This window comes from Kitasatospora aureofaciens (genome assembly GCF_019192735.1).
In the GTDB taxonomy this organism is placed as follows: domain Bacteria; phylum Actinomycetota; class Actinomycetes; order Streptomycetales; family Streptomycetaceae; genus Kitasatospora; species Kitasatospora aureofaciens_A.
On the sequence record NZ_JAHTKP010000001.1, the window covers coordinates 374,292 to 397,916 of the forward strand.

19 protein-coding genes and 1 pseudogene are annotated in these 23,625 nt (G+C 73.1%); 10 read left to right on the top strand and 10 right to left on the bottom strand.

Annotated features, from left to right (window positions below; genetic code table 11):
* Position 1: 1 nt before the first annotated feature.
* Positions 2–1,636, bottom strand: a complete 1,635-nt coding sequence (locus KV557_RS01635; protein ID WP_218197725.1) for a purple acid phosphatase family protein — start codon at positions 1,634–1,636, stop codon at positions 2–4.
* A 197-nt stretch (positions 1,637–1,833) separates the two neighbouring features.
* On the opposite strand from KV557_RS01635, the gene KV557_RS01640 reads away from it, so the two are divergent.
* Complete coding sequence (locus tag KV557_RS01640) at positions 1,834–2,889, top strand: NAD-dependent epimerase/dehydratase family protein (protein WP_218197726.1); 1,056 nt, start codon at positions 1,834–1,836, stop codon at positions 2,887–2,889.
* A 25-nt stretch (positions 2,890–2,914) separates the two neighbouring features.
* Here KV557_RS01640 and KV557_RS01645 read toward each other — a convergent pair whose 3' ends face one another.
* The 3 genes from KV557_RS01645 to KV557_RS01655 form a co-directional block, all read right to left on the bottom strand.
* Positions 2,915–3,358 (bottom strand): hypothetical protein, encoded by a 444-nt coding sequence (locus tag KV557_RS01645; RefSeq protein ID WP_256176763.1) that lies wholly within the window; start codon positions 3,356–3,358, stop codon positions 2,915–2,917.
* A 148-nt stretch (positions 3,359–3,506) separates the two neighbouring features.
* On the bottom strand, positions 3,507–4,661 hold the full coding sequence (locus KV557_RS01650; RefSeq protein ID WP_218197728.1) for a sensor histidine kinase: 1,155 nt from the start codon (positions 4,659–4,661) through the stop codon (positions 3,507–3,509).
* Entirely contained in the window at positions 4,658–5,452 is a 795-nt protein-coding gene (locus KV557_RS01655; RefSeq protein ID WP_308129721.1) for a response regulator transcription factor, read from the bottom strand. Before KV557_RS01655 ends, KV557_RS01650 begins: the two co-directional genes overlap by 4 nt.
* Before the next feature lie 172 nt (positions 5,453–5,624).
* Here KV557_RS01655 and KV557_RS42110 point away from each other — a divergent pair.
* The 3 genes and pseudogenes from KV557_RS42110 to KV557_RS01665 all read left to right on the top strand — a co-directional run.
* Positions 5,625–6,329 (top strand): annotated as a pseudogene (locus KV557_RS42110) (glycosyltransferase family 2 protein); the annotation flags it as partial.
* Positions 6,330–6,509: 180 nt separating this feature from the next.
* Positions 6,510–6,965: a TIGR04282 family arsenosugar biosynthesis glycosyltransferase gene (locus tag KV557_RS42115; RefSeq protein WP_374106582.1), complete on the top strand. Its 456-nt coding sequence runs from the start codon at positions 6,510–6,512 to the stop codon at positions 6,963–6,965.
* Positions 6,962–7,621, top strand: coding sequence for a class I SAM-dependent methyltransferase (locus tag KV557_RS01665; RefSeq protein ID WP_218197731.1), 660 nt, complete (start codon positions 6,962–6,964; stop codon positions 7,619–7,621). The genes KV557_RS42115 and KV557_RS01665 overlap by 4 nt, the downstream gene beginning before the upstream one ends.
* Before the next feature lie 246 nt (positions 7,622–7,867).
* Here the strand turns inward: KV557_RS01665 and KV557_RS01670 are convergent, their stop codons facing one another.
* Positions 7,868–9,241 carry a glycosyltransferase 87 family protein gene (locus tag KV557_RS01670; RefSeq protein WP_218197732.1) on the bottom strand — a complete coding sequence of 458 codons (1,374 nt, stop codon included), beginning with the start codon at positions 9,239–9,241 and terminating at the stop codon, positions 7,868–7,870.
* Positions 9,242–9,420: 179 nt separating this feature from the next.
* Between KV557_RS01670 and KV557_RS01675 the strand changes: the two genes are divergently transcribed.
* Both KV557_RS01675 and KV557_RS01680 read left to right on the top strand, forming a co-directional pair.
* The gene (locus KV557_RS01675) at positions 9,421–10,530 is read left to right on the top strand and encodes a molybdopterin-dependent oxidoreductase (protein WP_218197831.1); all 1,110 of its coding nucleotides are present in this window, start codon (positions 9,421–9,423) and stop codon (positions 10,528–10,530) included.
* On the top strand, positions 10,530–11,009 hold the full coding sequence (locus KV557_RS01680) for a hypothetical protein (protein WP_218197733.1): 480 nt from the start codon (positions 10,530–10,532) through the stop codon (positions 11,007–11,009). The genes KV557_RS01675 and KV557_RS01680 overlap by 1 nt, the downstream gene beginning before the upstream one ends.
* On the opposite strand, the gene KV557_RS01685 is transcribed toward KV557_RS01680, so the two are convergent.
* Positions 10,975–11,829, bottom strand: a complete 855-nt coding sequence (locus KV557_RS01685; protein WP_218197734.1) for an S-methyl-5'-thioadenosine phosphorylase — start codon at positions 11,827–11,829, stop codon at positions 10,975–10,977. The two genes, KV557_RS01680 and KV557_RS01685, sit on opposite strands and share 35 nt — an antisense overlap.
* A gap of 270 nt (positions 11,830–12,099) precedes the next feature.
* Here KV557_RS01685 and KV557_RS43980 point away from each other — a divergent pair, with 270 nt between their 5' ends.
* The gene (locus KV557_RS43980; RefSeq protein ID WP_218197735.1) at positions 12,100–12,738 is read left to right on the top strand and encodes a transglycosylase family protein; all 639 of its coding nucleotides are present in this window, start codon (positions 12,100–12,102) and stop codon (positions 12,736–12,738) included.
* Between the two features lie 186 nt (positions 12,739–12,924).
* On the opposite strand, the gene KV557_RS01695 is transcribed toward KV557_RS43980, so the two are convergent.
* From KV557_RS01695 to KV557_RS01705, 3 genes are all read right to left on the bottom strand, one after another.
* Positions 12,925–14,832 (bottom strand): amino acid transporter, encoded by a 1,908-nt coding sequence (locus KV557_RS01695; RefSeq protein ID WP_218197832.1) that lies wholly within the window; start codon positions 14,830–14,832, stop codon positions 12,925–12,927.
* 282 nt (positions 14,833–15,114) lie between these two features.
* Positions 15,115–16,758, bottom strand: coding sequence for a multicopper oxidase family protein (locus KV557_RS01700; RefSeq protein WP_218197736.1), 1,644 nt, complete (start codon positions 16,756–16,758; stop codon positions 15,115–15,117).
* A 79-nt stretch (positions 16,759–16,837) separates the two neighbouring features.
* The gene (locus tag KV557_RS01705; protein ID WP_218197833.1) at positions 16,838–17,233 is read right to left on the bottom strand and encodes a DUF6153 family protein; all 396 of its coding nucleotides are present in this window, start codon (positions 17,231–17,233) and stop codon (positions 16,838–16,840) included.
* 246 nt (positions 17,234–17,479) lie between these two features.
* Here KV557_RS01705 and KV557_RS01710 point away from each other — a divergent pair, with 246 nt between their 5' ends.
* The 3 genes from KV557_RS01710 to KV557_RS01720 all read left to right on the top strand — a co-directional run bounded on the left by KV557_RS01710 (position 17,480) and on the right by KV557_RS01720 (position 21,167).
* Positions 17,480–19,864 carry a collagenase gene (locus tag KV557_RS01710; protein ID WP_308129722.1) on the top strand — a complete coding sequence of 795 codons (2,385 nt, stop codon included), beginning with the start codon at positions 17,480–17,482 and terminating at the stop codon, positions 19,862–19,864.
* A 203-nt stretch (positions 19,865–20,067) separates the two neighbouring features.
* Positions 20,068–20,661 (top strand): hypothetical protein, encoded by a 594-nt coding sequence (locus KV557_RS01715; RefSeq protein ID WP_218197737.1) that lies wholly within the window; start codon positions 20,068–20,070, stop codon positions 20,659–20,661.
* Between the two features lie 104 nt (positions 20,662–20,765).
* Positions 20,766–21,167 (top strand): YccF domain-containing protein, encoded by a 402-nt coding sequence (locus KV557_RS01720; protein ID WP_218197738.1) that lies wholly within the window; start codon positions 20,766–20,768, stop codon positions 21,165–21,167.
* A gap of 94 nt (positions 21,168–21,261) precedes the next feature.
* Here the strand turns inward: KV557_RS01720 and KV557_RS01725 are convergent, their stop codons facing one another.
* Positions 21,262–22,929 (bottom strand): AMP-binding protein, encoded by a 1,668-nt coding sequence (locus KV557_RS01725; RefSeq protein ID WP_218197739.1) that lies wholly within the window; start codon positions 22,927–22,929, stop codon positions 21,262–21,264.
* Positions 22,930–23,625: the final 696 nt, after the last annotated feature.

Sequence of the window (23,625 nt, forward strand, 5' to 3'; positions counted from 1 at the left end):
GTTATCGGCGACCGGCGGCCGCCCTGCCCTGGGAGTCGCTGGTCTCGTCCTCGCTCTGGTCGTCGCCGCCCCAGCCGTCGCTGCGGTCCCGATAGAGCGTGAACCGGTCGAAGAGCACCGGCGCCGGGACCGGGTTGGCCGCGGTGGCGGGTGCCGAGTGGTAGTAGCTGACGGTGATCGTGGTCCGCCCGCCCGGCACCAGCCCCGGGTCGACGTCGAACACCGCGACGCCGAACGGGTAGTTGGTGTCGGGGTCGGTCACCGCGGACCAGTGGGCCTTCTCCTTGGCGTCCGGGTCGGCCTTGAAGGTGAGGCGTTGGGTGCGGACGAAGGCCTCGCGGACGCCGTCCTCGTCGGCCGGCAGGTAGTGGTCGTCGTGCCCGGCGGTGCCGCCGCCGCCGAGGATGAGGTGGACGGTGCCCTGCGAGGTGTCGATCTGCCGCAGGTCGTCGTCCGCGACGGCCGGGGTGAGCAGCCCTCCGGACTCGGTGCCGCGGACGGGGTAGGTGCGCTCGTAGTCGTGGTCGTGGCCGGCCAGCACGAGGTCGACGGAGTACCGGTCGAGCAGCGGCAGCAGCTTCTCCCGGATGCCCATGTCGCCGCCGTGGCTGGCGGCCGAGGAGGACATCGCGAACTGGTGCATGCTGACGACGATCCAGTCCACCGCGCTCCCGTTGCGGGCCCGCGTCAGCGTCCGCTCCAGCCAGCGCAGCTGGGCGCCCTCGCTGTAGTCGCTGATGTATATGGACTGGCCGGTGGCCGGGTCGAGGCTGGCGTCGTCCTCGACGGCGATCTCGTTGCCGTCCAGGCTGAGGAACAGCACCGAACCGACCTGGAACGCGTACCAGTTGCCGCAGTAGTCGCGGGTGCCGTTGTCGGGCAGCTCGAAGCGGGTCAGGTAGGAGGCGTACCCGAGGTCCCCGCCCCCGGCCTCGACCTCGTGGTTGCCGGGCGAGGGCATCCACGGCCGGCCGGCCGCGGACTTGGACAGGTTGTTCATGAACGCGTTCCAGCACTGCGGCTGGAGCTGCGGGTTGTTGTTGGCGTACGCGAGGTCGCCGTTGAGCAGGTGGAACAGCGGAGCGAACTGCTCCACCTGGCGGACGGCCGCGGCGCCGTGGATCGAGGACTTCGCGAACACGTTGTCGCCGGTGCCCAGGTCGCCGAAGCTGGTGAACCGGAACGAGGCCCGGCCGCGCCCGGGCGCGGTGCGGAAGGTGCCGCGCACGGGCTCGGCACCGTCGTGCAGCACCTCGTAGACGTACGTCGTGTCGGGGCGCAGCCCGCGCAGGCGGGCGTGGTGGGTGAAGGTCTCGACCTTGTTGAGGCCGTCGACGTAGCTGCGGGTCTCCGCGTCGACGCTGTGCCCGGCGCCGCCGCGCGGGGTGCCGAGCCGGACCCGGGGGCGGCTCACGGTGGCGGCGGTCGCCCAGGAGACGGTCATCTCGGTGGACGGCTCGTTGCCCCACTGCAGGTGGATCTGCTCGGGCCCGGGGGTGCCGGCCAGCGCCGGCTGCGTCCACAGCAGGGTGGACGCCGGGATCGCGGCGAGCGCGCCGACCGCCGCCCCCGTCCGAAGAACCGTTCTGCGCGAGGGATTTGACCGCGAGGGGTTTGACCGCGAGGGATGTGACACTGCCGCCTCCTGGGCTCCGAGAAACGCCCAGGAGATTTCCAGCCGGACGGAACCGCCACACCACTTCGGACAGTGCGGACGGCGAACGGCAGTTGAACGCTGGTCCACACCAACCGCTCACCCGGACGGATTACCGAACCCTGACGGCGGCCCCGCCCGCTCCCGAACCGCCGCCCCGCGGGGCTAAGTTCGGCGGTATGGAGATTCTGGTCACCGGCGGCGCCGGGTTCATCGGGTCGGCCGTCGTCCGCGCACTGGCCGCGGCGGGGCACGGGGTACGGGTGCTGGACGCGCTGCTGCCCGCCGTCCACCCGTCGGGGCGCGCCCCCGAGCTGCCACCCGAAGTGACCTTCCACCACGGGGACGTCCGCGACACCGCGGCCGTCGAGCGGGCGCTGGCGGGGGTGGACGCGGTCTGCCACCAGGCCGCGATGGTCGGGCTCGGGCTGGACCTCGACGACGCGCCCGCCTACGCCGGCTGCAACGACCTGGGCACCGCCGTCCTGCTCGCCGCGATGGCCCGTACCGGCGTACGGCGACTCGTCCTGGCCGGCTCCATGGTCGTCTACGGCGAGGGCCGCTACCGCTGCCCCACGCACGGCGACGTCGCCCCCGGCCCGCGCCGACCGGCCGACCTGGACGCCGGCCGCTTCGAACCGCCCTGCCCGGTCTGCGGCACCGCCCTCGCGCCCGGCCTGGTCGCCGAGGACGCCCCCGCCGACCCGCGCAGCGTGTACGCGGCCACCAAGCTCGCCCAGGAGCACCTGGCCTCGGCGTGGGCGCGCGCCTGCGGGGGCGTCGTCCTGACGCTCCGCTACCACAACGTCTACGGCCCGGGCATGCCGCGCGACACCCCGTACGCGGGGGTCGCGTCGCTGTTCCGCTCCGCCCTCGCGCGGGGCGAGGCGCCCCGGGTGTTCGAGGACGGCGGCCAGCGGCGCGACTTCGTGCACGTCGAGGACGTGGCGGCGGCCAACCTGGCGGCCCTGACCACGATCGACGCCAGGACGCCCGGCAGCACCCGCGCCTACAACGTGGGCAGCGGCGAGCCCCGGACGGTCGGCGAGATGGCGTCGGCACTCGCGGAGGCGTACGGCGGCCCGGCGCCGGTGGTGACGGGCGAGTACCGCCTCGGCGACGTCCGGCACATCACCGCGGACTCCGCCCGCCTGCGCACCGAGCTCGGCTGGCGCCCGCAGATGCCGTTCCGCACCGGGATGAAGGAGTTCGCCGCCGCGCCCCTGCGGGCGTGACCCGGCGGACGAAACCACGCCACGCTCAGTGCACGGCCTGTTCCCAGAGGTCCAGCCCCGCACGGAGGAGTTCGCGCACCGCCACGGTCTCCTCGCCCGTCCAGGCTCCCTCGCCGGCGGTCGGGTCGAGAGCTCCGCCGCCGAAGATCTTTTCGTAGGCACTGTCGTGAGCCGGTCCCTGGGAGGGCAGGGGCGAGCCGGCCTTCAGGCTGCGGGAGAGGTCTTCGAAGAAGTTCCACGCGTCCAGCAACAGTGCCGCCGGGGCCGGGCCAAGGCCGGGGTGCTCGACCCACCGCCGTACGGCGCCAAGATCGAGCGTGGGTTCGCCCTCCCGGACGACCTCCCAGCCGTTGCGGTCACAGCATTCCTGCAGCGCCGTGAGGTCACGGAACGCGAGGAGCCTTCCGCGTTCGTCAACCATGAGCTCATCCGGGGCATCGTCCTCGCCCGGCCGCCAGATCAGCGTCAAGTCCCCTCTCCTGGTGGCGATGCAGTACGGGTAGTAGTCAGCCATGCGCGTCTCCCGGATGCCGCAGTGGCACGTGCCACACGGCTCATCCTGCCTGCCGAGCGGTCGGAGCCGGGTATGGAGGTAGGGCCGGAATCCGTACGGCCGGCTACGCGTGCGAAGCTGCCCTCGGCGCGGGCAGCGCGATCTCGAAGCAGCAGCCCCCGTCGACGTTGTGCACCCGGGCCCGCCCGGCGTGCGCCTCGACGATGCCGCGGACGATCGCCAGCCCGAGCCCGGCCCCGCTGTCCCCGGCCTCCCCCGCACGTCCGCCCGGACGCGGGGTGCGGGCGGAGCCGCCGCGCCACCCGGTCTCGAAGACCCGCGGCAGGTCCTGCTCCGGGATGCCGCCGCAGCCGTCGGTGACGGACAGCACCACCTCGTCCGCCTCCCGCCGGGCCGCGACCGCCACCACGCCGTCCTCGGGGGTCGAGCGGATCGCGTTGACCAGCAGGTTGCCGAGCACCCGGGTGATCTCCCGGCTGTCCACCTCCACCGGCTCGGCCGCCACCTGCCGCCCCTCCAGCCGCACGCCCCGCCGCCGGGCCAGCGGGTACGCGCCCGCCAGTGCGTCGTCGACCAGGTCGTAGACCGACACCCGGGCGATCGAGAGGGAGAGCGCGCCGGCCTGGATCCGGGAGAGCTCGAACAGGTCGTCGACCATGCCGGTGAGCCGCTCGACCTCGGTGCGGATCCGCACGAGGTAGCGCTCCGGCTCCTCGGCGACGCCGTCCTCCAGCGCCTCGGCCATGGCCCGCAGTCCGGCCAGCGGGGTGCGCAGGTCGTGCGAGATCCACGCGATGAGTTCCCGGCGGGAACGTTCCAGCGCCTGCTCGCGCGCCCTGGACTCCGCCAGCCGGGCACTGGTGGCGGACAACTCCTCGCTCAGCGCGGCCAGTTCGGCTCCGAGCGGGCGGGCCGGCGCGGTGAACCCGGCGTCGCTGCCGACCGTCCGGGCGGCGGCGGCCAGCGCGCGGCTGCCGGCCACCACCTGGCGGCCGAGCAGGGCGGCGGTGACCAGCGACACCACCGCTGCCATGCCGAGCACCGTGATGACCACGCCGAGGTCGTGGGTGGAGAGGAACATCGCCTGCGCCACCGCGAAGGTGCCGGAGGTCACTGCGAGGACGGTCACCACGGCGACGCAGAACAGCGAGAGCGCGACCGAGCGGCGGCGCAGCAGCCGGATGGCCGCCCAGCCGAGCAGCCCGGCCCCGCCGGCGCCGAGGGCGGCGAACAGGGCGATCAGCAGCAGGTCCTTCACACCGCACCGCCCTGCTCCGGACGGGTCTCCGGACGAGCGGGGTCATACCGGCCCTCCGAACGAGCCGGGTCATACCGGTCCTCCGGACGAGCGGGGTCGTAGCGGTAGCCGACGCCCCAGACCGTGCTGATCAGGGCGGGCGCGGCCGGATCGTCCTCGACCTTCTCGCGCAGCCGCCGGACGTGGACGGTGACGGTGGAGAGGTCACCGAAGTCCCAGCCCCAGACCCGCTGCATCAGGTCCTGCCGGGAGAACACCGTGCCGGGGTGCCGGAGCAGGAACGCGAGCAGGTCGAACTCCCGGAGGGTGAGCGCGAGTTCACGCCCGCCCCGCTGGGCGCGGCGGGCCTTGGGGTCGAGCGCGATGTCCCCGGAGTGCAGCGGCCCGTCCTCCGCCGCCGGGGCCGCGCCGGCCCGGGAGCGGCGCAGCACGGACTGCACGCGCAGCACCAGCTCGCGCGGGCTGAACGGCTTGGTGACGTAGTCGTCCGCGCCGAGTTCCAGGCCGAGGATCCGGTCGGCCTCGTCCCCCTTGGCGGTGAGCAGCACCACCGGCAGCCCGGCGCCCGCCGCGGAGGCGCGCAGCCGGCGCAGCACCTCCAGGCCGTCCAGGCCGGGCAGCATGAGGTCCAGCACCAGCAGGTCGGGCGGCGCGCTGCGGGCCAGGGCGAGGCCCTCGGCCCCGTCGGCGGCGCGGTCCACGTGGTGGCCGGCGCGGGTGAGGTAGCCGGCGACGACCTCGGCCACGGTCGGGTCGTCGTCGATCACCAGGATGCGCGAGGTGTCGTTCACCCCGCCGAGGATAGGAGGCCGCGGCGGGTCCTGCGGACGGGACGGGCGAATGTCCGGCTTCCGTAAGGTCCCCTGGACAGATCCCTCGAACGGGTCAGCCCCCGGCGACGTCCGACTTCCGTAAGGCGCCGGTGCCGCCGCAGGCCGCCCCTCCGCGCTTAGCGTGGCCCGCGTGACCTCACCCACATCCCCTTCTCCGGCCGTCGACGTCATCCTCCCGTGCCTCGACGAGGCCGCCGCGCTGCCCTGGGTGCTCGGGCGGATCCCGGCCGGCTGGCGGGCGATCGTCGTCGACAACGGCTCCCGGGACGGCTCCGCCGAGCTGGCCCGGTCGCTCGGCGCGACGGTGGTCGCCGAGCCCCGGCGCGGCTTCGGCGCCGCCTGCCACGCCGGGCTGCTCGCCGCCACCGCCGAGCTGGTCTGCTTCCTGGACTGCGACGGTTCGCTCGATCCGGCCCAGCTCCCCCGGGTCACCGGCCCGGTGCTGGCCGGGGCGGCGGACCTGGTGCTGGGCCGGCGCCGCCCGGCCACGGCCGGGGCCTGGCCGGTGCACGCCCGGTTCGCCAACGCGGTGCTGGCCCGCCGGCTGCGCGCCCGCACGGGGGCGTCGCTGCACGACCTCGGCCCGATGCGGGCCGCCCGCCGGGAGCGGCTGCTGGCGCTGGGCCTGGGCGACCGCCGCTCCGGCTACCCGCTGGAAATGGTGCTCGCGGGCGCGGCGGCCGGGATGCGGATCACCGAGACGCCCGTCGACTACCTGCCGCGCGCGGGCCGCTCCAAGGTCACCGGCACGCTGCGCGGCACGCGCCAGGCGATCCGCGACATGCGCGCGGTGCTGGCCGCGCCGCCGCCCACGCTGCTGGTGATCGCCAAGGCGCCGGTCCCGGGCCGGGTGAAGACCCGGCTCACCCCGCCGTGCACGCCCGAGCAGGCCGCCGCCCTGGCCGAGGCCGCGCTCACCGACACCCTGCACACCCTGGCCGCCGTCCCGGCCGGGCGGCGCCTGCTGGTCCTGGACGGCGAGCCGGGCGGCTGGCTGCCGGCGGGCTGGGAGGTCGTGCCGCAGTCCGGCGGCGGGCTGGACGAACGACTGGCAGCCGCCTTCGCGCACGCCGCCCGGCTGGCCCCGGACACACCCGCGCTGCTGGTCGGCATGGACACCCCGCAGCTGAGCGCGGCCGCCCTCGCCGAGCCGCTCTCCGCCACCGAGCGTTCCGGTGTGGACGCCTGGTACGGCCCGGCGGCCGACGGCGGCTTCTGGGCGCTGGGCCTGGCCCGGCCGACACCACAGCTCGCGGCCCAACTCCTGCACGGCGTACCGATGTCCACCCCGCAAACCGGCGCCCGCCTCCTCGACCGGCTCTCCGCAGCGGAGTTGACGATCCATCAACTCCCCATGCTCGCCGACGTGGACACCGTCCAGGACGCCGTCCGGGTCGCCGCCGAGGCACCGCACAGCCGCTTCGCCGCCCGCCTGCGCAGCGCCGACCTCGCCCCGGAGGTGGCGGGGTGACGCTCACCGCCACCACCCCCTGGGTCGACGACCCCTTCGCCGAGGCCGTCCGCACCGGCCGCGGACCGCTCTGGCTCCGCCGCGAGGACGGCCACCGGCTCCGGCTCGACCTCGAACGCTGGTGCGCGCCCGCGGCCGGCGCCGACCACAGCCTGCTGCTGCGCTGCACCCGGCTCGCCGCACCCGTCCTCGACCTCGGCTGCGGGCCCGGCCGCCTGGTCGCCGAGCTGCTGGCCCTCGGGGTCCCGGCGCTCGGCGTGGACGTGACCGACGCGGCCGTCGCCCGCACCCTGGGCCTGGGCGGCCCGGCGCTGTGCCGCTCGGTCTTCGACCGCCTGCCCGCCGAGGGCCGCTGGGGCGCCGCCCTGCTCGCCGACGGCAACCTCGGCATCGGCGGCGACCCGGCCGCCCTGCTCCGGCGGGGCGCCGAACTCATCGCCCCGGACGGCCTGCTGCTGGTGGAGGTGGAGCCGGAGGAGATCGACGAGCGCGCCGTCGTCCGGGTCGAGGGCCCGGACGGCCGGCTCGGCCCGCCCTTCCCGTGGGCCCGCCTGGGCACCCGCGCCACCCTGCGCCGGGCCCGGTCCGCCGGCCTCACCGAGGCCGAGCGCTGGACCTCGCACGGACGACGCTTCCTCGCCCTGCGCAAGAGCTGACGCCGGCCCGTGGGCCCGCCTGGACACCCGAGCCACCCTGTGCCGGGCCCGGTCCGCCGGCCTCACCGAGGCCGAGCGCTGGACCTCGCACGGACGACGCTTCCTCGCCCTGCGCAAGAGCTGACCCTGCGCAAGAGCTGACGCTGGCGCCGGGGTCCAGGTGGCCTTGCCGGACGCCGTTCGTGCGTCACGCGTGCGGCTGTCGCCCGACCGCCTCTCGGCCTCCCGGTTAAGGGTGCCCCGGCCTCACCCTTCGAGGCGTCGGGGCCGAGCCTGCCAGATCCCCCGGGCCGCCACAAGAGTTCCCGCCCGTCCCATTTGCCTCAGCAGTCCGCCCACCACCACGCACACCAGCGCCACCCCGTACGCGGCCTGCTGCGCCTCCGTCCCGCCGGTCAGGTACAGCGCCAGCCCCGCGGCCGGGACGGCCAGCCACTCCCAGCGCCCGTCGAGCGCGACCAGCGCCACCACCAGCAGCCCGTACCACGGGTAGGACGGCGCCACGGCCAGCAGCGCCGCCCCGGTGACCAGCAGCGCGCCCGACCACGGCCGGGCCGGGTCGCCGCGCCACATCACCCACAGCGCCACGCCCGCCATCGCGGCCCCCGCCGCCCATGGCAGCAGCGCGTCCGGCAGCACGAGCGCCAGCAGGCCGAAGCGGTCGATGTGCCCCTGCTCGTACCCCTCCTCCCGCAGGTAGCCCGGCAGGTAGCCGAGCACCCCGGCCCCCGAGGCGGCCACGTACGGCAGGTACGACAGCGCGAACGCACCCGCCGTCGCACCCAGCAGCAGGACGGTCTCCCGGGTCGGCCGACGGGACAGCGCCCCCGCCAGCGCCCCCGGCACCGCCAGCCCGGGCAGCAGCTTCACCGCCACCGCCGCACCCAGCAGCACCCCGCCGCCCACCGCCCGCCGCCGCGCCACGCACCCCAGCCCCGCCACGAGCAGCAGCGCCCCCAACGTGTCCACGTGCGCGTCGTTCACCGACCACACCGTCACCCCCGGGCACCACCCCCACAGCGCCGCCCGCCGGCTGCCCCTCCCGACCACCAGCAGCGCCCCCGTCGTCGCCACCGCCAGCAGCGCGCCGGCCGCCTGCACCCCGCGCACCCCGCCCCCGAACGGATGCACCGCGAGGAACCACGCCTCCGCGACCGGCGGGTAAATCGTGTGCACCGCAGGCCGGTTGATCCGGGTGCAGTCCCCGGCCACCGTCCGCCGCTCGTCCCACCCGGCGCAGGCTCCGCCCGCCGGCCAGAGCCCGGGGTCGCGCAGCCGGGCGAGCGCCGGGTCGTCCGGGGTGTGCGCGTACGGGGAGATCCCGGCGGCCTGCACCCGGCCGTCCCAGACGTACCGGTAGGCGTCGTCGCTGGTGCGCGGCGGCGCGAGCAGTCCGACGACGGCGACGGCGACGGCGCCCGCCAGCACCAGCGGCACGACCTGACGGTCCGGCACCTTCCGGAGCAGCAGCAGCGCGAGCGCGAACAGCCCGGCATCGACGGCGTACCAGGCGTACAGCGGCGCGCGGTGGTCGAGCGTGCCGCCGCCGGTGACGGTCAGGGCGAGCGCGGCGACCAGGGCTGCCAGCGCGAACAGACAGGGCAGGACACGAGTGAGCATGCGCAAACCCTCGCACCGCCCGGCGGCACCCGGCCGGACCGGCGTGGCGCCGTTCGGATTCCGTAAGCACCTCGGAGCACCACCGCACGGCCGCCGAACGGTTCCATGAGGACGTGACCCCGAAACCCCCGGACCCACGCCCCCGCTACGACCTCCCACTCCCCCCGCCGCCCGCGTCCCTGCGCCGCGGACCGTTCCGCGCCGGGGCGTTCCGCTCGCCGCTGCACGAGCCGCGCACCACCGTGGTGCTCGGCCGCTGGCTGGGCGCGGCGCTGCTGGTCTGCTTCCTGACCGGCCTGATCAGCCACGCCCTCCAGGACCCGCCCGGCTGGATCGTGCCGTACCTCCAGAGCCGGCCGGTGAGCGGCTACCGGATCACCCAAGGGCTCCACGTGATCAGCGGGCTCGCCGCGATCCCGCTGCTCGGGGCGAAGCTGTGGACGGTCTACCCGCGGCTCTTCGAGTGGCCGCCCGCCCGCAGCGTGCTGCACGCCCTGGAGCGCCTCGGCATCTTCGTCCTCGTCACGGCGATGCTGCTGGAGCTGTTCACCGGCCTGTTCAACACCTTGCAGTGGTACCCGTGGCCGTTTCCCTTCCGCCAAACCCACTTCTGGATCGGCTGGTTGGCCACCGGCGGCCTCCTCGTCCACATCGCCGCCAAGGGCACGCTGATCGCCCGGCACTGGCGCCGCCCCGCCGTCGGCCTCCCGCAGCGCCGGGCCTTCCTCACCGCGGTGACCGCCGCGGCGGGCGTCGTCACCCTCACCACCGCCGGGCAGGCCGTGCCGTTCCTCAGCGGCCTGGACCTGCTCGCCCCGCGCCGCCCGGACCTCGGCCCGCTGGGCCTCCCGGTGAACCGGACGGCCGCCCAGGCCGGCACGGTCACCGTCCCCGCCGACTGGCGGCTGCGCGTGGACGGGCCCCGCCCGTACGTCCTCACCCTCGCCGAGCTGGGGCAACTCCCGCAGTACGACGTCGAGTTGCCGATCGCCTGCGTCGAGGGCTGGAGTGCGTCGGCGCGCTGGACCGGAGTCCGGGTCTCCGATCTGATGGAACGGGCGGGCGCCCCCGCCGGGGCCTCGCTGCGGGTCACCTCGCTGGAGGCGAACGGGCCGTACCGGGTGATGGAGATGCCCGCCGAGTACGCCGTCGACCCGCTCACGCTGCTCGCCCTGCGGGTCAACGGCGAGGTGCTGACGGCCGACCACGGCTTCCCGGCCCGGATCATCGCGCCGAACCGGCCCGGGGTCCTGCAGACCAAGTGGGTCGAACGAATCGAGGTGCTCTGATGCCCCGGTGGCTGCGCGCGGCCCTGCTGCTCGGCGGGCTCGCCCTGATCGCCTACGGCCTCTCCGGCCTGCTCGCCGACTCCTACATCACCGACCCGTTCGACGTCCTGGTCTGGGCGGTCGGCGCGGTGGTCCTGCACGACGGACTGTGGGTGCCGCTGCTCCTCCTGCTCGGCGCGTCCGTCGTGCGCGGGCCGGTGCTGCGCGGCTGGCTGATCGTCGCGGCGGCGGTGACGGCCGTCGGGCTGCCGGCCGTCCTGCGGGACGGCACGAACCACGGCAACTCCTCGGTGCTGCCGCTCCCGTACCTGCGCAACTGGCTGCTGGTACTGGCCGCCACCGCCGGGATCGCGCTGCTGATCGCGCTCGTCCGGCGGTGGCGGCACGGAGGACTTCACCTCAGGGGCCTGCACCTCAAGGGACTACACCTCAAGGAACTGCGGCTCAGGCGCCGGGCACGCCCGGCAGACCCGTCGTGAGCCCGTCCAGCGCGTGCGAGCAGACGCAGTCGCGGTCGACCGGCAGGCTCTCCAGCGCCTTGAACAGCACGGTGCGCAGCCGGTCGACGTTCCCCGCGAACACCTTCAGCACCTCGGTGTGGGTGACCCCCTCGCCGCTCTCCACGCCCGCGTCGAGGTCGGTGACCAGCGCCAACGAGCTGTAGCAGAGGCCGAGTTCGCGTGCCAGCACGGCCTCGGGGTGACCGGTCATGCCGACCACCGACCAGCCGTTCGCGGTGAACCAGCGGGACTCGGCGCGGGTGGAGAAGCGCGGGCCCTCGATCACCACGAGGGTCCCGCCGTCCACCGGCTCCCAGGCCGCGTCGCGCGCCGCGTCCAGCGCCGCCCGCCGCCCGGCCGGGCAGTACGGGTCGGCCATCGACACGTGCACCACCTCGGGGAACGAGCCGTCCGGCAGCGGCAGCCCGTTGTAGTAGGTCTGCACCCGGCCGGAGGTGCGGTCCACGAACTGGTCCGGCACCAGCAGCGTGCCCGGCCCGTACTCCGGCCGCAGCCCGCCCACCGCGCACGGCCCGAGCACCTGGCGCACGCCCAGCGAGTGCAGCGCCCACAGGTTGGCGCGGTAGTTGATCCGGTGCGGCGGCAGGCCGTGGCCGCGCCCGTGCCGGGGCAGGAACGCGACCCGGCGGCCCGCGACCTCGCCGAGGAACAGCGCGTCGCTCGGCGGGCCGTACGGCGTGTCGACGCGCACCTCCGTCACGTCGTCCAGCAGCGCGTACAGCCCGGAGCCGCCGATCACGCCCAGTTCGGCGCGCGGCGTGTCCTGATCGATCGTCATCGTTCGTGCCCTTCCTCGGGAAACGTCCCGGCCACTCTAGGAGCCGGCCCACGCGGCGCGGTCGGGGCACGGCTTACGGTCCCCTTACAGTCGGCTGGGCCGAACGGCGGCTACGGCCGGATGGCCGCGGGCCGCCGGGGTGGTCCCGGGCGGCCGAGCGGGTGACCTGCCGGACGTGTCGGCACCGCCGAGCCCCGCCCGGCGTGCATCGGTTGGGAGTGCGCCGCCTCCGGACGGCGTACGCCCTGTCCCCGGACCTGAGAGCCGCCCATGCCTCCCACCGCGTATCTGCGCCGTCTCCTCCCCACCGCCCTGTGCGCCCTCACCGTGGCCCTCTCCGCCCCCGTGGCCCTCTCCGCCCCCGCGGCCCAGGCCGCGCCCCCGGGCCGCGACACCGGGACCGACCCCGGCGGGAGGTACGACTGGGAGAGCGTGGCGGCCTGCGAGAGCAGCGGCAACTGGCACGTCAACTCCGGCAACGGCTACTTCGGCGGCCTCCAGTTCGACAACCCCACCTGGCGCGCGAACGGTGGCCTCGCCTACGCCCCGCGCGCCGACCTCGCCGGCCGCGACGAGCAGATCGCGGTCGCCCAGCGCCTCGCCGAACGCCGCGGCCTCAGCCCCTGGCCGGTCTGCGGCGCCCGCGCCAACCGCGGCCACGCCCACGACCGCGATCACGACCGCGATCACGACCACCACGCCGTCCTCCCGCCGCCGGCCGCGCCCGCCGCCACCGTCGCCTCGACGTCCGGCGAGTGGCGCGTCCGCGAGGGCGACACCCTGGCCGACCTCGCCGACGCCCTCCACGTCCCCGGTGGCTGGCCCGCCCTCTACGACGTCAACCGCGCCGCCGTCGGCGACGACCCCGACCTCATCCACCCGGGCCTGGTCCTCCGCCTGCCGTCCTGACCCGCCTGCTGCCGCCCACGCCCCTGGAGGACGTGGGCGGCAGCGCGTCCGGCTCCCTCCGCCGCATCGGCCCTGCGGACACCGACAGCCAGGAACCGCCCGCCCCGGCCCCGGACGCGCACCCCCGGAACGCCGTCGGCCCGCCCGGTCACCAGGACCGGACGGGCCGACGGAACGGCGGGACGACTACCCCACGTGGACGCGCGGACGGCGGTTGCGGTCCGGCTCCGCCTCGCGCAGCACCTCACGGGTGACCGGGGCGACCTCGCCCTGGCCGAACAGGAAGAACCGCAGGAACTGGGCGAAGGGGTGGCCCTCGGTCCACTCGAAGTACAGGTGCGGCCGCTGGCCGGTGCGGTCCCGGACGGTGAGCGCCAGGGCGGCGATCGCGTTCGGGATGCTGGAGCTCTCCAGCGTCAGCACCCGGTAGCGGCCGTGCAGCACCTCGCCGCGGACGGTCAGCTCGGCCTCGAAGTCCGACGCGTCGCGCACCGTCACCTCGACGAAGACCAGGTCGTCCTCGCCCGGGATGTCGTTGTCGGCCCGGATCTGCCGGATCTTGTCGCGGTACTCGGCGACGTCCCGGCTGGTCGGCTCGTTGGCGATCAGGCGCAGCGGACGGTGCGCGTAGTCGCGCATGAAGCGCTCGGCGACGTCGTCCAGGACCACGTTCGTGACGCGCAGCTCGAAGGCGCGCTTGAGCCGGGAGAGCAGCGACAAAAGGATGATGCCGGCGATGAAGCAGGCACCGATCTTCACACCGTCCGGGCGCTCCATGGTGTTCAGCACGGTGGTGTACAGGAAGACCGCCGAGATGATCCCGAAGGCGATGGTCCAGCCGCGCTGGCGCTTCTTGTAGGCGGCGATGGTGACGGCGATGGCCGCCGAGCTGATCAGGACCAGCACACCGGTGGCGTAGGCGCCGCCCTGGGCGTCGACGTTCGCGTCGAACAGCCAGGTGATCAGGAAGCCGACGATCGTCAGGACGATCACCATCGGGCGGACGGCGCGGGCCCAGTGCGGGGCCATGCCGTAGCGCGGCAGGTAGCGGGGCAGGAGGTTGAGCATGCCCGCCATGGCGGAGGCGCCGGCGAACCAGAGGATCGCGATGGTGGACAGGTCGTAGACGCTGCCGAAGGTGCCGCCCAGGTACTCGTGGGCGAGGTAGGCGAGGGCGCGGCCGTTGGCCTGGCCGCCGTCCTCGAACTCCTTGGCCGGGATGAGCAGCGTGCAGATGAAGCTCGTGGCGATCAGGAAGGCGCTCATGATCACGGCGGCGGTGGTGAGCAGCTTGCGGGTGCCGCGGATCCGGCCGGTCGGGTTCTCCTCGGTGTCGTCCGCGTCGCCCTCGATGTGCGGCATCACGGCGACGCCGGTCTCGAAGCCGGACATGCCGAGCGCGAGCTTCGGGAAGACGATCAGTGCGACGCCGATCATGACGAACACGTTGCCGTGCTCGGTGGTCAGCGCGCTGGACCAGTCGGTGACCACGTGCGGGGCCTGGATGATCTTCCAGATGCCGACCACGACGACGACCACGTTGAGCGCCAGGTAGACCGCGACCAGCGCGACGGCCAGGCCGATGGCCTCGCTGAAGCCCTTCAGGAAGACCGCGCCGAGCATCGCGACCAGGATCAGCGTGATCAGCATCTGCTTGCCGCCGAGGGCGCTGGTCAGGTGCGGGTTCTCGACCAGGTGCGCGCTGGCGTCGGCGGCCGAGAGCGTGATCGTGATGATGAAGTCCGTCGCCGCGAAGCCGAGCAGGGCGAGCACGAACAGCTTGCCCTTCCAGAACGACAGCAGCCGCTCCAGCATCGCGATCGAGCCCTCACCACGCGGGCTCTCCTGCGCGACCCGCCGGTAGACCGGCAGCGCGCCGAACAGGGTCACGAGCACGAGCACGATCGTCGCGATCGGCGACAGCAGGCCGGCCGCGAGGGCGGCGATGCCCGGCTGGTAGCCGAGCGTGGAGAAGTAGTCCAGGCCGGTCAGGCACATGACCCGCCACCAGCTCTGGCCCTTGTGCCCGCCGGACGCCTCCGCGGGCGCGCCCTCGTGCTGGGCGCCCTTGTCCGCGGACATGTCCTCCAGCATCCAGTTGCGGAGGCGTATTCGCGCCGACGGCGCGGCCACTGCCGGGGGCGTCGACACCTCCGCCGTCCCCGTCTCCGTCGAACCCGACGAAACCACCTTGCACCTCTTGTTTAAAGACCCCGTAAAAGCGCCGTCGGGCGACGGCAGTGCGCCAGGCTATGCGACGGCCGTTAAGGAAGCGTCATCGGCCCGCGTTAAGAAAACGTCATGGTGGTGGGCGTCGGGCGCAGAAGGGCGGCGCGCCGGGTCGGGGGGCACGCCCCGGCCCGGCGCCCGCGGGCGTTACGCCCGGTAACCGAGGACCGTCATCATGCCCGTCTCCGCGTGGTACACGTTGTGGCAGTGCACCATCCACAGGCCCGGGTTGTCGGCGTCGAAATCCACGGCCAGGGTCGCGCCCGGCAGCACGATCGCGGTGTCCTTGCGGGGGCCGTCGCCGGCCAGGGCGAAGGTGTGGCCGTGCAGGTGGACCGGGTGCCACATGGCCGTCGTGTTCCGGAACTCCAGCCGCACCCGCTCCCCCACCGCCACCGGGTGGCGCTGCGCCGGGTCGTACCTGCGGCCGTTGAACGCCCAGTCGGCCTTCGCCATCCCGCCGGTGAGCTCCAGCTGCACCGTCCGGTCCGGCGCCCGGGCGGGCAGCCGCACGCTCGCGTCGGCCTTGAGCTGCGCGGCGCCGACCAGCCTGCCGTCCAGCTCGGCCGGGCGCACCGAGGCGTCGGGCGCGGTGCCGCCGCCGGTGCGCAGCAGGGCGAGCGCGGTGGCGTTCTTGCCCTCGGCGAGGGCGGTGAGCGGGAAGACGCCGTCCTGGGCGGTGACCAGGACGTCGTAGCGCTCGCCCATGCCGAGCAGCAGCGCCTGGGTGGTGGCCTGCTCGACCGGGAAGCCGTCGGTGTGGGTGACGGTCAGCTCGTGGCCGCCGAGGGCGACCCGGTAGGCGGTGTCGCCGCCCGCGTTGATCAGCCGGATCCGGATGCGGTCGCCGGGCTTGGCGGTGAAGGTCTCGGGCGCGGTGGCGAGGCGGCCGTTGACCAGGTGGAACGGGTACGCGACATCGCCCGCGTCGCCGCCGAGCAGCGCGCTGCGGGCGCCCATCAGCATGCGGGACGGGCCCTGGGCTCCCGAGGCGCCCGCCATGTCGTGGCCGCCCATCCCCGCCATGTCGTGGCCGGACATGTCGTGGCCGCCCATCCCCGCCATGTCGTGGCCGGACATGTCGTGGTTGCCCATCCCCGCCATGTCGTGCCCGCCGCCCATGCCCTTGGCGAGCTCGGCGAGGACGGCGTCCGGGGTGCTGCCGTCGATCCCGTCCACCCAGTCGTCCAGGACGACGACCCACTCCTTGTCGTAGCGCAGCGGCTCCTTCGGGTCCTCGACGATCAGCGGCGCGTACAGCCCGCGGTCCTGCTGGACGCCGGAGTGCGGGTGGAACCAGTACGTGCCCGGGCGGGTGAGCGCGAACCGGTAGTCGAAGGCGACGCCGGGACGGACCGCCTCCTGGGTGAGGCCCGGCACGCCGTCCATGTCGTTGCGCAGCGCGAGGCCGTGCCAGTGCAGGGAGGTGGGCTGCGGAAGGTGGTTGGCGAGGCTGAGGGCGAGCGTCTCGCCCGCGGTGGCGCGGACCTCCCGACCGGGCAGCCGGTCGCCGTACGCCCAGGTGCGGACGGTCCGGCCGCCGAGATCGACGCCGGTCTCGGTGGCGGTGAGCGCGACCTTGCGCTCCGGCCCGGGGCTGCGCTTCGCCTCGGCGGCGGCGACCTCGGGGCCGTTCGGGGCGACGAAGCCGCCCGGGGTGGTGGGCGCGGCGTGGCCCGTGCCGGAGTGGTCCATGCCCTTCATGGAGTCGGAGGAGCAGGCGGCCAGCAGGCCGGTCCCGGCAGCGGCGAGCGCCGCGCCGAGCACCGTACGTCGGGTGGGTGTGCGCATGACGAAATGCACCTCGTGCAGTCGGTGTGAGTAAGAAGGACGTCGCGTCGGCTGCCCCTGGGGGACAGCGGTCGCACGCCTACTGACGAAGCACCGACAACTGAGCGAGGAGTATCCGCCCGCCGCGGGGAGGCGGGAGCGCCCGGACGGCGCGCAGCAGCCGCGCCCGCACGGCGGCGGCCGGATCGCCGGCGCGGCGCAGCACATGGCCGGCGGCGAGGAGCACGAGCGTCCAGCTCGCGAGGACGGCGAGACAGACCGTCATCGGGTCCATCCCGCCGGGGGACGCGAGGTCGGCCGTCACACCGTGGCCGGACTCATCCATCTGATGAACCTGGACGTGCCCCCGGCCATGCCCATCCCCATGCCCACCCACCGGATGCCCGAGCGTGTGCATCGTCAGGACGCCGAGCAGGACGGCGGCAAGGAGGAGCAACCGCAGGGCCCACGGCACGCCCGGCCGCCTCTCCCACATGGCCCGCCTTCCGATCACTGCCGCTCCTCCATTGACCCCAGAGGAATGGACCCCACAGGGCAGTTACCCCCACAGGGTATCCCGAGCGACCTCTTCCGGCCGAGCGGGGGCCGGGCGTGTTCACCCCCTTGTCGAGTGCAATTTCACATTGCTATGTTACGTGCTCACATCAGGGGCGGTCGCGCCCCACCCCCACCCCAACTCCCGCCTCACACCGCCCTGCCACTTCCCCCTCCAGGAGAATCGGTGTCAACTCCCCACATTGCCAAGCGCGTTCTGCTCGCCGCCACCATGGCCGCCACGCTCACGCTGCCGACCCTGCAGAGCGCCCAGGCGCTCACCCCCGCGCCCGCCGCCACCGCAACACCCAAGGCCGCGCCCACCCCTGACGCACCGCAGCGCACCGCCTACGACGACGCCGACCAGCTCGGCACCGACGCCGCCAAGCCCGGCGCCCCCGCCCCGGCCCCCGGCGGCGGCTCCCTCGGCACCACCCCCGTCCCCGGCCTGCTGCCCGACCACGTCGGCGCCCCCGCACCCACCGCCGACCAGGCCGCCAAGGCCGGCACCGCCACCCCCGCACCCACCACTACCGCGGGCGTGCCGTGCACCGTCGACGGCCTGACCGGCCTCGCCCCCGACCAGCTCGTCACCTTCCTCACCGACCCCGCCGTGACGGCCGACGGCTGTCTGCGCGCCATCATCTGGACCTGGGACGCCCGTTTCGCCACCACCATGGACAACGCCCACGTCCAGGCCGTCGCCCAGCGCATCACCCAGCTGTCCGCCACCGACGACGGCACCGGCGCCTCCCACCTCTACGAGCTGTGGACGTACCTGCACGCCACCGTCTACCACGCCTTCGGCCACCACGAGTTGAACCTCACGGACGCCGCCACCCTCGCCGCCCTCCAGCAGGCCATCACCACCTACACCGGCAGCGCGCACGCCTTCGACCGCACCGACCTCGCCGCCAACATCCTGCGCGAGACCGCCATCACCGCGGGCTCCGACGGCCTGCGCCAGAACAACCTCGGCCTCGCCCAGCGCCTTCTCGCCGTCCTCGCCCCCGGCACCGCCGTCGCCGACAGCGCCCCCTGGGGCAACGCCGTCCTCCAGGCGCTCAACCTCAACTACCTGGGCATCAACAACCAGGACCCGGCCTTCCTCACCGCCGTCGCCGCCAACGCGGACTACCGCGCCGCGTTCCGCGCCTACGCCTCCTGGGGCCACCTCAAGGGCACCGCGAACGCCTGGGCCGCCCGCGACGCCGTCGGCGAGTACGGCCGCCTCGGCCAGATACCGGCCCTGCACGACGCCCTCGTCGCCGACCTCGGCCCGCTCCTCGACACCACCAAGGCCGCCTTCGGCGAGTGGTCCGACCCGTGGGCCAAGGCCATCGGCTGGGCCAACACCTACGGTGTCTGCCAGCAGTACGGCGTCTGCATCGCCGACCTGGAGAACAAGCTCTTCCCCCACACGTACACCTACGACAACGGCGCCATCGAGGTCCGCACCGCCCTCGACAAGGCCACCGTCGACCAGATGTACTACGCCAGCAAGCAGGTCAAGAGCCAGTACTTCCGCGTCCTCGGCACCGACCAGCCGCTGTCCGACGACATCAACACCACCCTGCACATCCACCTGTACGCCTCGCGGGCCGACTACGAGGTCTACCACCCGATCCTCACCGGCTACAGCACCAACAACGGCGGCATCTACATCGAGCGCGGCGCAACCTTCTACACCTACCAGCGCCGAGTCCCGCAGGACTCCACCCTCACCCTCGAGGAACTCTTCCGCCACGAGTACGTCCACTACCTCAACGGCCGCTGGGCGGTGCCCGGTTACTTCGGCGACGAGCGCTGGTACGCCGACGACAAGGTGACCGCGATGGACGAGGGCACCGCCGAGTTCTTCGACGGCTCCACCCGCGACCAGGGCATCCTGGTCCGCAAGTCCCTGGTCCAGAAGCTCGCCTCCGACGAGGCCAACGGCATCCCGCGCATGACGATCGCCCAGCTCCTCCACGCCAAGTACGCGGACACCCCGGCCTTCCACTTCTACAACTACGCCGGCACATTCTTCGAGTTCCTCTGGCTCAGGCACCCCACCCTCATCCGCGAGATGTACGGCTACCAGCGCGCCGACAACCCCGCCGGCTTCGACGCCTGGCGCGACCGCCTCGGCGCCGACACCGCCCTGCAGACCGAGTACTTCGCCTTCCTCGACGACCAGATCAAGAACGCCGACAACCTCTACGTCCCGTCCACCTCCTACCTCGCCGACGACCAACTCGACCTCGCCTCGGCCTCCGACGTCCAGGCCGCCATCACCGACGCCACCGCCGCCACCCCCACCTGCAACGACAACGGCGACTGGACCAACAAGCCGATGCGCTTCGTCTGCACCGGCCGCGTCACCGCCAACCTCTCCGACGCCACCAACCCGGACAAGGTCTTCAAGGACATGTCCGACACCGTCGACTACTTCATCCTCACCCGCAGCAAGGACGTCCCCGGCGCCAACAACCTCAACGACATGAACTGCACCTTCGGCCAGGTCGACATCTGGTCCACCGGCCAGGGCGGCACCGCCACCTACACCTGCGAGGGCCCCCTCCGCCGGTAACCGGCGGGCAGCCCGGGCGCGGTACGGATGGTGGGATCCGTACCGCGCCCGTCCCGTGCCGGCCGCGTCGCGTCGCGTACGATCTTGATGATCGTTTACGGGGAACGCGAAAGGTGGCAACAAAAGTGCGGAAGTGGGGGATCCCGACGACGGCCCTGATTCTGGGCGCGCTCGTCGCAGGATGCGGTTCGGGCCAGGGAGCCGTGCCGGCGGCAGCACTGAAGGCGGAGAAGCTCCAGCCGGACCCCGGGACCCGCTACTCCCAGGTCAACGTGCCGCAACTGAACGGCCTGACCTGCGCCCAGGGCAACGGCGGCTTCCACTTCGGAGACGACCTGGACATGCACGTGTTCGGGACCGACGACCTTCCCACCCGCCAGGGGGACCAGGACGACGACCACGGCACGGCATCGTGCTTCGGAAACCCACGCATCAGGCTGAGCAAGGGACCGCACACGGCGACGGTGCCTCACTTCACGGCCAAAACAGTCCTCTTCGCCACCGTCGCCGACCCCCAGGGCGCTCTCGACAAGTCCTTCAAGGACACCATGGAGCTGGTCGAGGGCTACGGCCGCACGCCCGTCGGCGAACCGCGGTCCTACTCCACCAAGACCCTGGTGATGAAGTGCCAGCAGAACATCACCGACACCTTCCCGATGACCACCTGCTTCTGGGCGAACTACAGCGCAGTCGGCTCGCTCGACTTCTTCCCCCCGAACAACGAACACGTCCCCCTGGACCAGGCCGCGGAACAAACCCGCACCTTCGCCACCGCCGCCCTCGCCACCCACCCGTGACCCGGACCGAACCCTGAGGAGCGGCCCCTAAGGGGGTAGACACGCCCACCAGCGGGCATGGCAGGTCACAGAGCCCAAACGCCAGCCGTGAGAAGGTGCCGACCATGAAGGTGATCGATTTCGTTCTCAATGTCCTCTGGTTGATTCTCTGCGGCATCTGGATGGCGATCGGCTACGTCATCGCCGGAATTGTCTGTTGCCTGCTCGTCATTACCATTCCCTTTGGCATTGCGTCGTTCCGTATCGCCGGCTACGTGCTGTGGCCCTTCGGGCGGACGACGGTCGAGCGGCGGGACGCAGGGGCAGCGTCCTGCGTCGGCAACGTCATCTGGCTGGTCTTCGCCGGGTGGTGGCTGGCCCTCGCGCACCTCGTGACCAGCATCCCGCTCTTCCTGTCGATCATCGGCATCCCCTTCGGGTGGGCCAACCTGAAGATGATCCCGATCTCCCTCATGCCCCTCGGCCGGGAGGTCGTGTCCACCGACCAACGCTTCGCCGGCTGGTAGCAGGACCCGGCGAACAGCGGCCGGCGAGGGAATCCTCGCCGGCCGCTGGTGTTTTTGCGCCCGGGGCCGCCTCCCGGGCGCCTGCGATCGGCGGTTACAGGCCGAGGATCTCGGTGGCCATCTCGCGCATCTCGACCTTGCGGATCTTGCCGGTGACGGTCATCGGGAACTCGTCGACCACGTGGACGTAACGCGGGATCTTGAAGTGGGCGAGGCGGCCGGTGCAGTAGGTGCGGACGGCCTCGGCGGTGAGGAGGGCGGCGCCCTCGCGCAGGCGGATCCAGGCCATGAGCTCCTCGCCGTACTTGGGGTCGGGCACGCCGATGACCTGGACGTCGAGGATGTCGGGATGGGTGTACAGGAACTCCTCGATCTCGCGCGGATAGAGGTTCTCGCCGCCGCGGATGACCATGTCCTTGATGCGGCCGGTGATGCCGAGGTAGCCGTCGTCGTCCATCACGGCGAGGTCGCCGGTGTGCATCCAGCGGGCGGCGTCGACGGCCTCGGCGGTGCGCTCGGGTTCGCCCCAGTAGCCGAGCATGACGGAGTAGCCGCGGGTGCAGAGTTCGCCGGGTTCGCCGCGGGGGACGGTGCGGCCGGTGACCGGGTCGACGACCTTGACCTCCAGGTGTGGGCCGACCCGGCCGACGGTGGAGACGCGGCGTTCGACGGAGTCGTCGGCGCGGGTCTGAGTGGAGACGGGCGAGGTCTCGGTCATGCCGTAGCAGATGGAGACCTCGGCCATGCCCATCCGGCCGATGACGTCCTTCATCACCTCGGTCGGGCAGGGGGCGCCGGCCATGATGCCGGTGCGCAGGCTGGTGAGGTCGTGGCGGTCGAAGTCCGGGTCGGCGAGTTCGGCGATGAACATGGTGGGCACGCCGTAGAGCGAGGTGCAGCGCTCGGCGGCGACGGCGGCCAGGGTGGCGCCGGGTTCGAAGGAGGGGGCGGGGATGACCATGCAGGCGCCGTGCGAGGTGGCGGCGAGGTTGCCCATGACCATGCCGAAGCAGTGGTAGAAGGGCACGGGGATGCAGATCCGATCCTGCTCGGTGTAGTTGAGCAGCTCACCGACGAAGTAGCCGTTGTTGAGGATGTTGTGGTGCGAGAGGGTCGCGCCCTTGGGGAAGCCGGTCGTCCCGGAGGTGTACTGGATGTTGATCGGGTCGTCCGGAGACAACTCAGCCTGGCGGGCGCAGAGATGGGCAGGATCGGCCTGACGTCCAACCGCGAGGAGGGCGTCCCACGCCGGGCTGCCGAGGAGGACGACGCGCTCCAACTCTGCACAACGGGGGCGGACTTCTTCGATCATCGCGGCGTAGTCCGACGTCTTGAACGTCGGGGCGGCGACCAGCAGGCGGATGCCCGCCTGGTTGAGCACGTACTCCAACTCGTGGGAGCGGTAGGCCGGGTTGACGGTCACCAGGATCGCGCCGAGCTTGGCGGTGGCGTACTGGGTGAGCGTCCACTCGGCGCAGTTGGGGGCCCAGATGCCGACCCGGTCGCCCTTGGCGATGCCGAGGTCGAACAGGCCGAGCGCCAGCGCGTCGACGTCGGCGGCGAGTTCGGCGTACGTCCAGCGGCGGGCGGTGGCGCGGTCGACCAGGGCGTCCCGCCCGGGGAAGGACCGGACCGCGCGGTCGAGGTTCTCCCCGATGGTGTCGCCGAGCAGCGGGACGTCCGATGTCCCCGACGAGTAGCTCCGTGCGAACGTCGCGGACGTCGCGGAGTTGGCGGACGTCGCGGACGTCGTTGTCGACACGATGTGCCTCCTGTCTGAAGCGATGGAGCGATGACGCGACACGGCAGGGCGGGCGGCCGCGCCCGAGGGAAGGATTACCGGCGTCGGCCCGGCAGGAACCCATGATCCGCGCCACACCGGTCAACGACCACCCCCGATCGGGGGTAGTGGGCACGATCGGATCCGGCCGTCGACCGCCGGCCGACATCAGCGCCGCACGACCGGCCCGGGCAGGGGATGCGTACACGGAGGGCGAGATCGTCCCGTGATCTAGCGTCGCTCGTGCGGCGAAAAACCGCCCTTGGGCTGAAAGTAAGAATCAGGTTAGGTTCTCTTCAGTCCGGATCGCCGCCAAATCGAGCCACCGTCGCGGCGGGCTCGTTCGACCGACTGCGGACGCAGCCGACCGGGGCGTGATCCCGCCTCCGGCCGTGCACGCCGCAGCACGGAAACCCGCCTGGCCACGCCATATGTCCTGAATACGAACATCCGCCGACCCCCACCACCGAAGGACTACGAATGGCTGCTTTCCCCGGCCGGCCGCAGGCCCCGCGCCCGTCTCCGAGCGCGGCCACGCCGGCCCTTGCCGTCGCCGCCCCCGCGGCCGGCGGCTTCACAACCATGCAGGTCACAGAGGTGACCACCGTGTTTTCGAGGATTCCGGGGCGACCCCGCCGGGCGGCGGGGCGCGGGCTCCGCGCGACCGGATATCGCCCT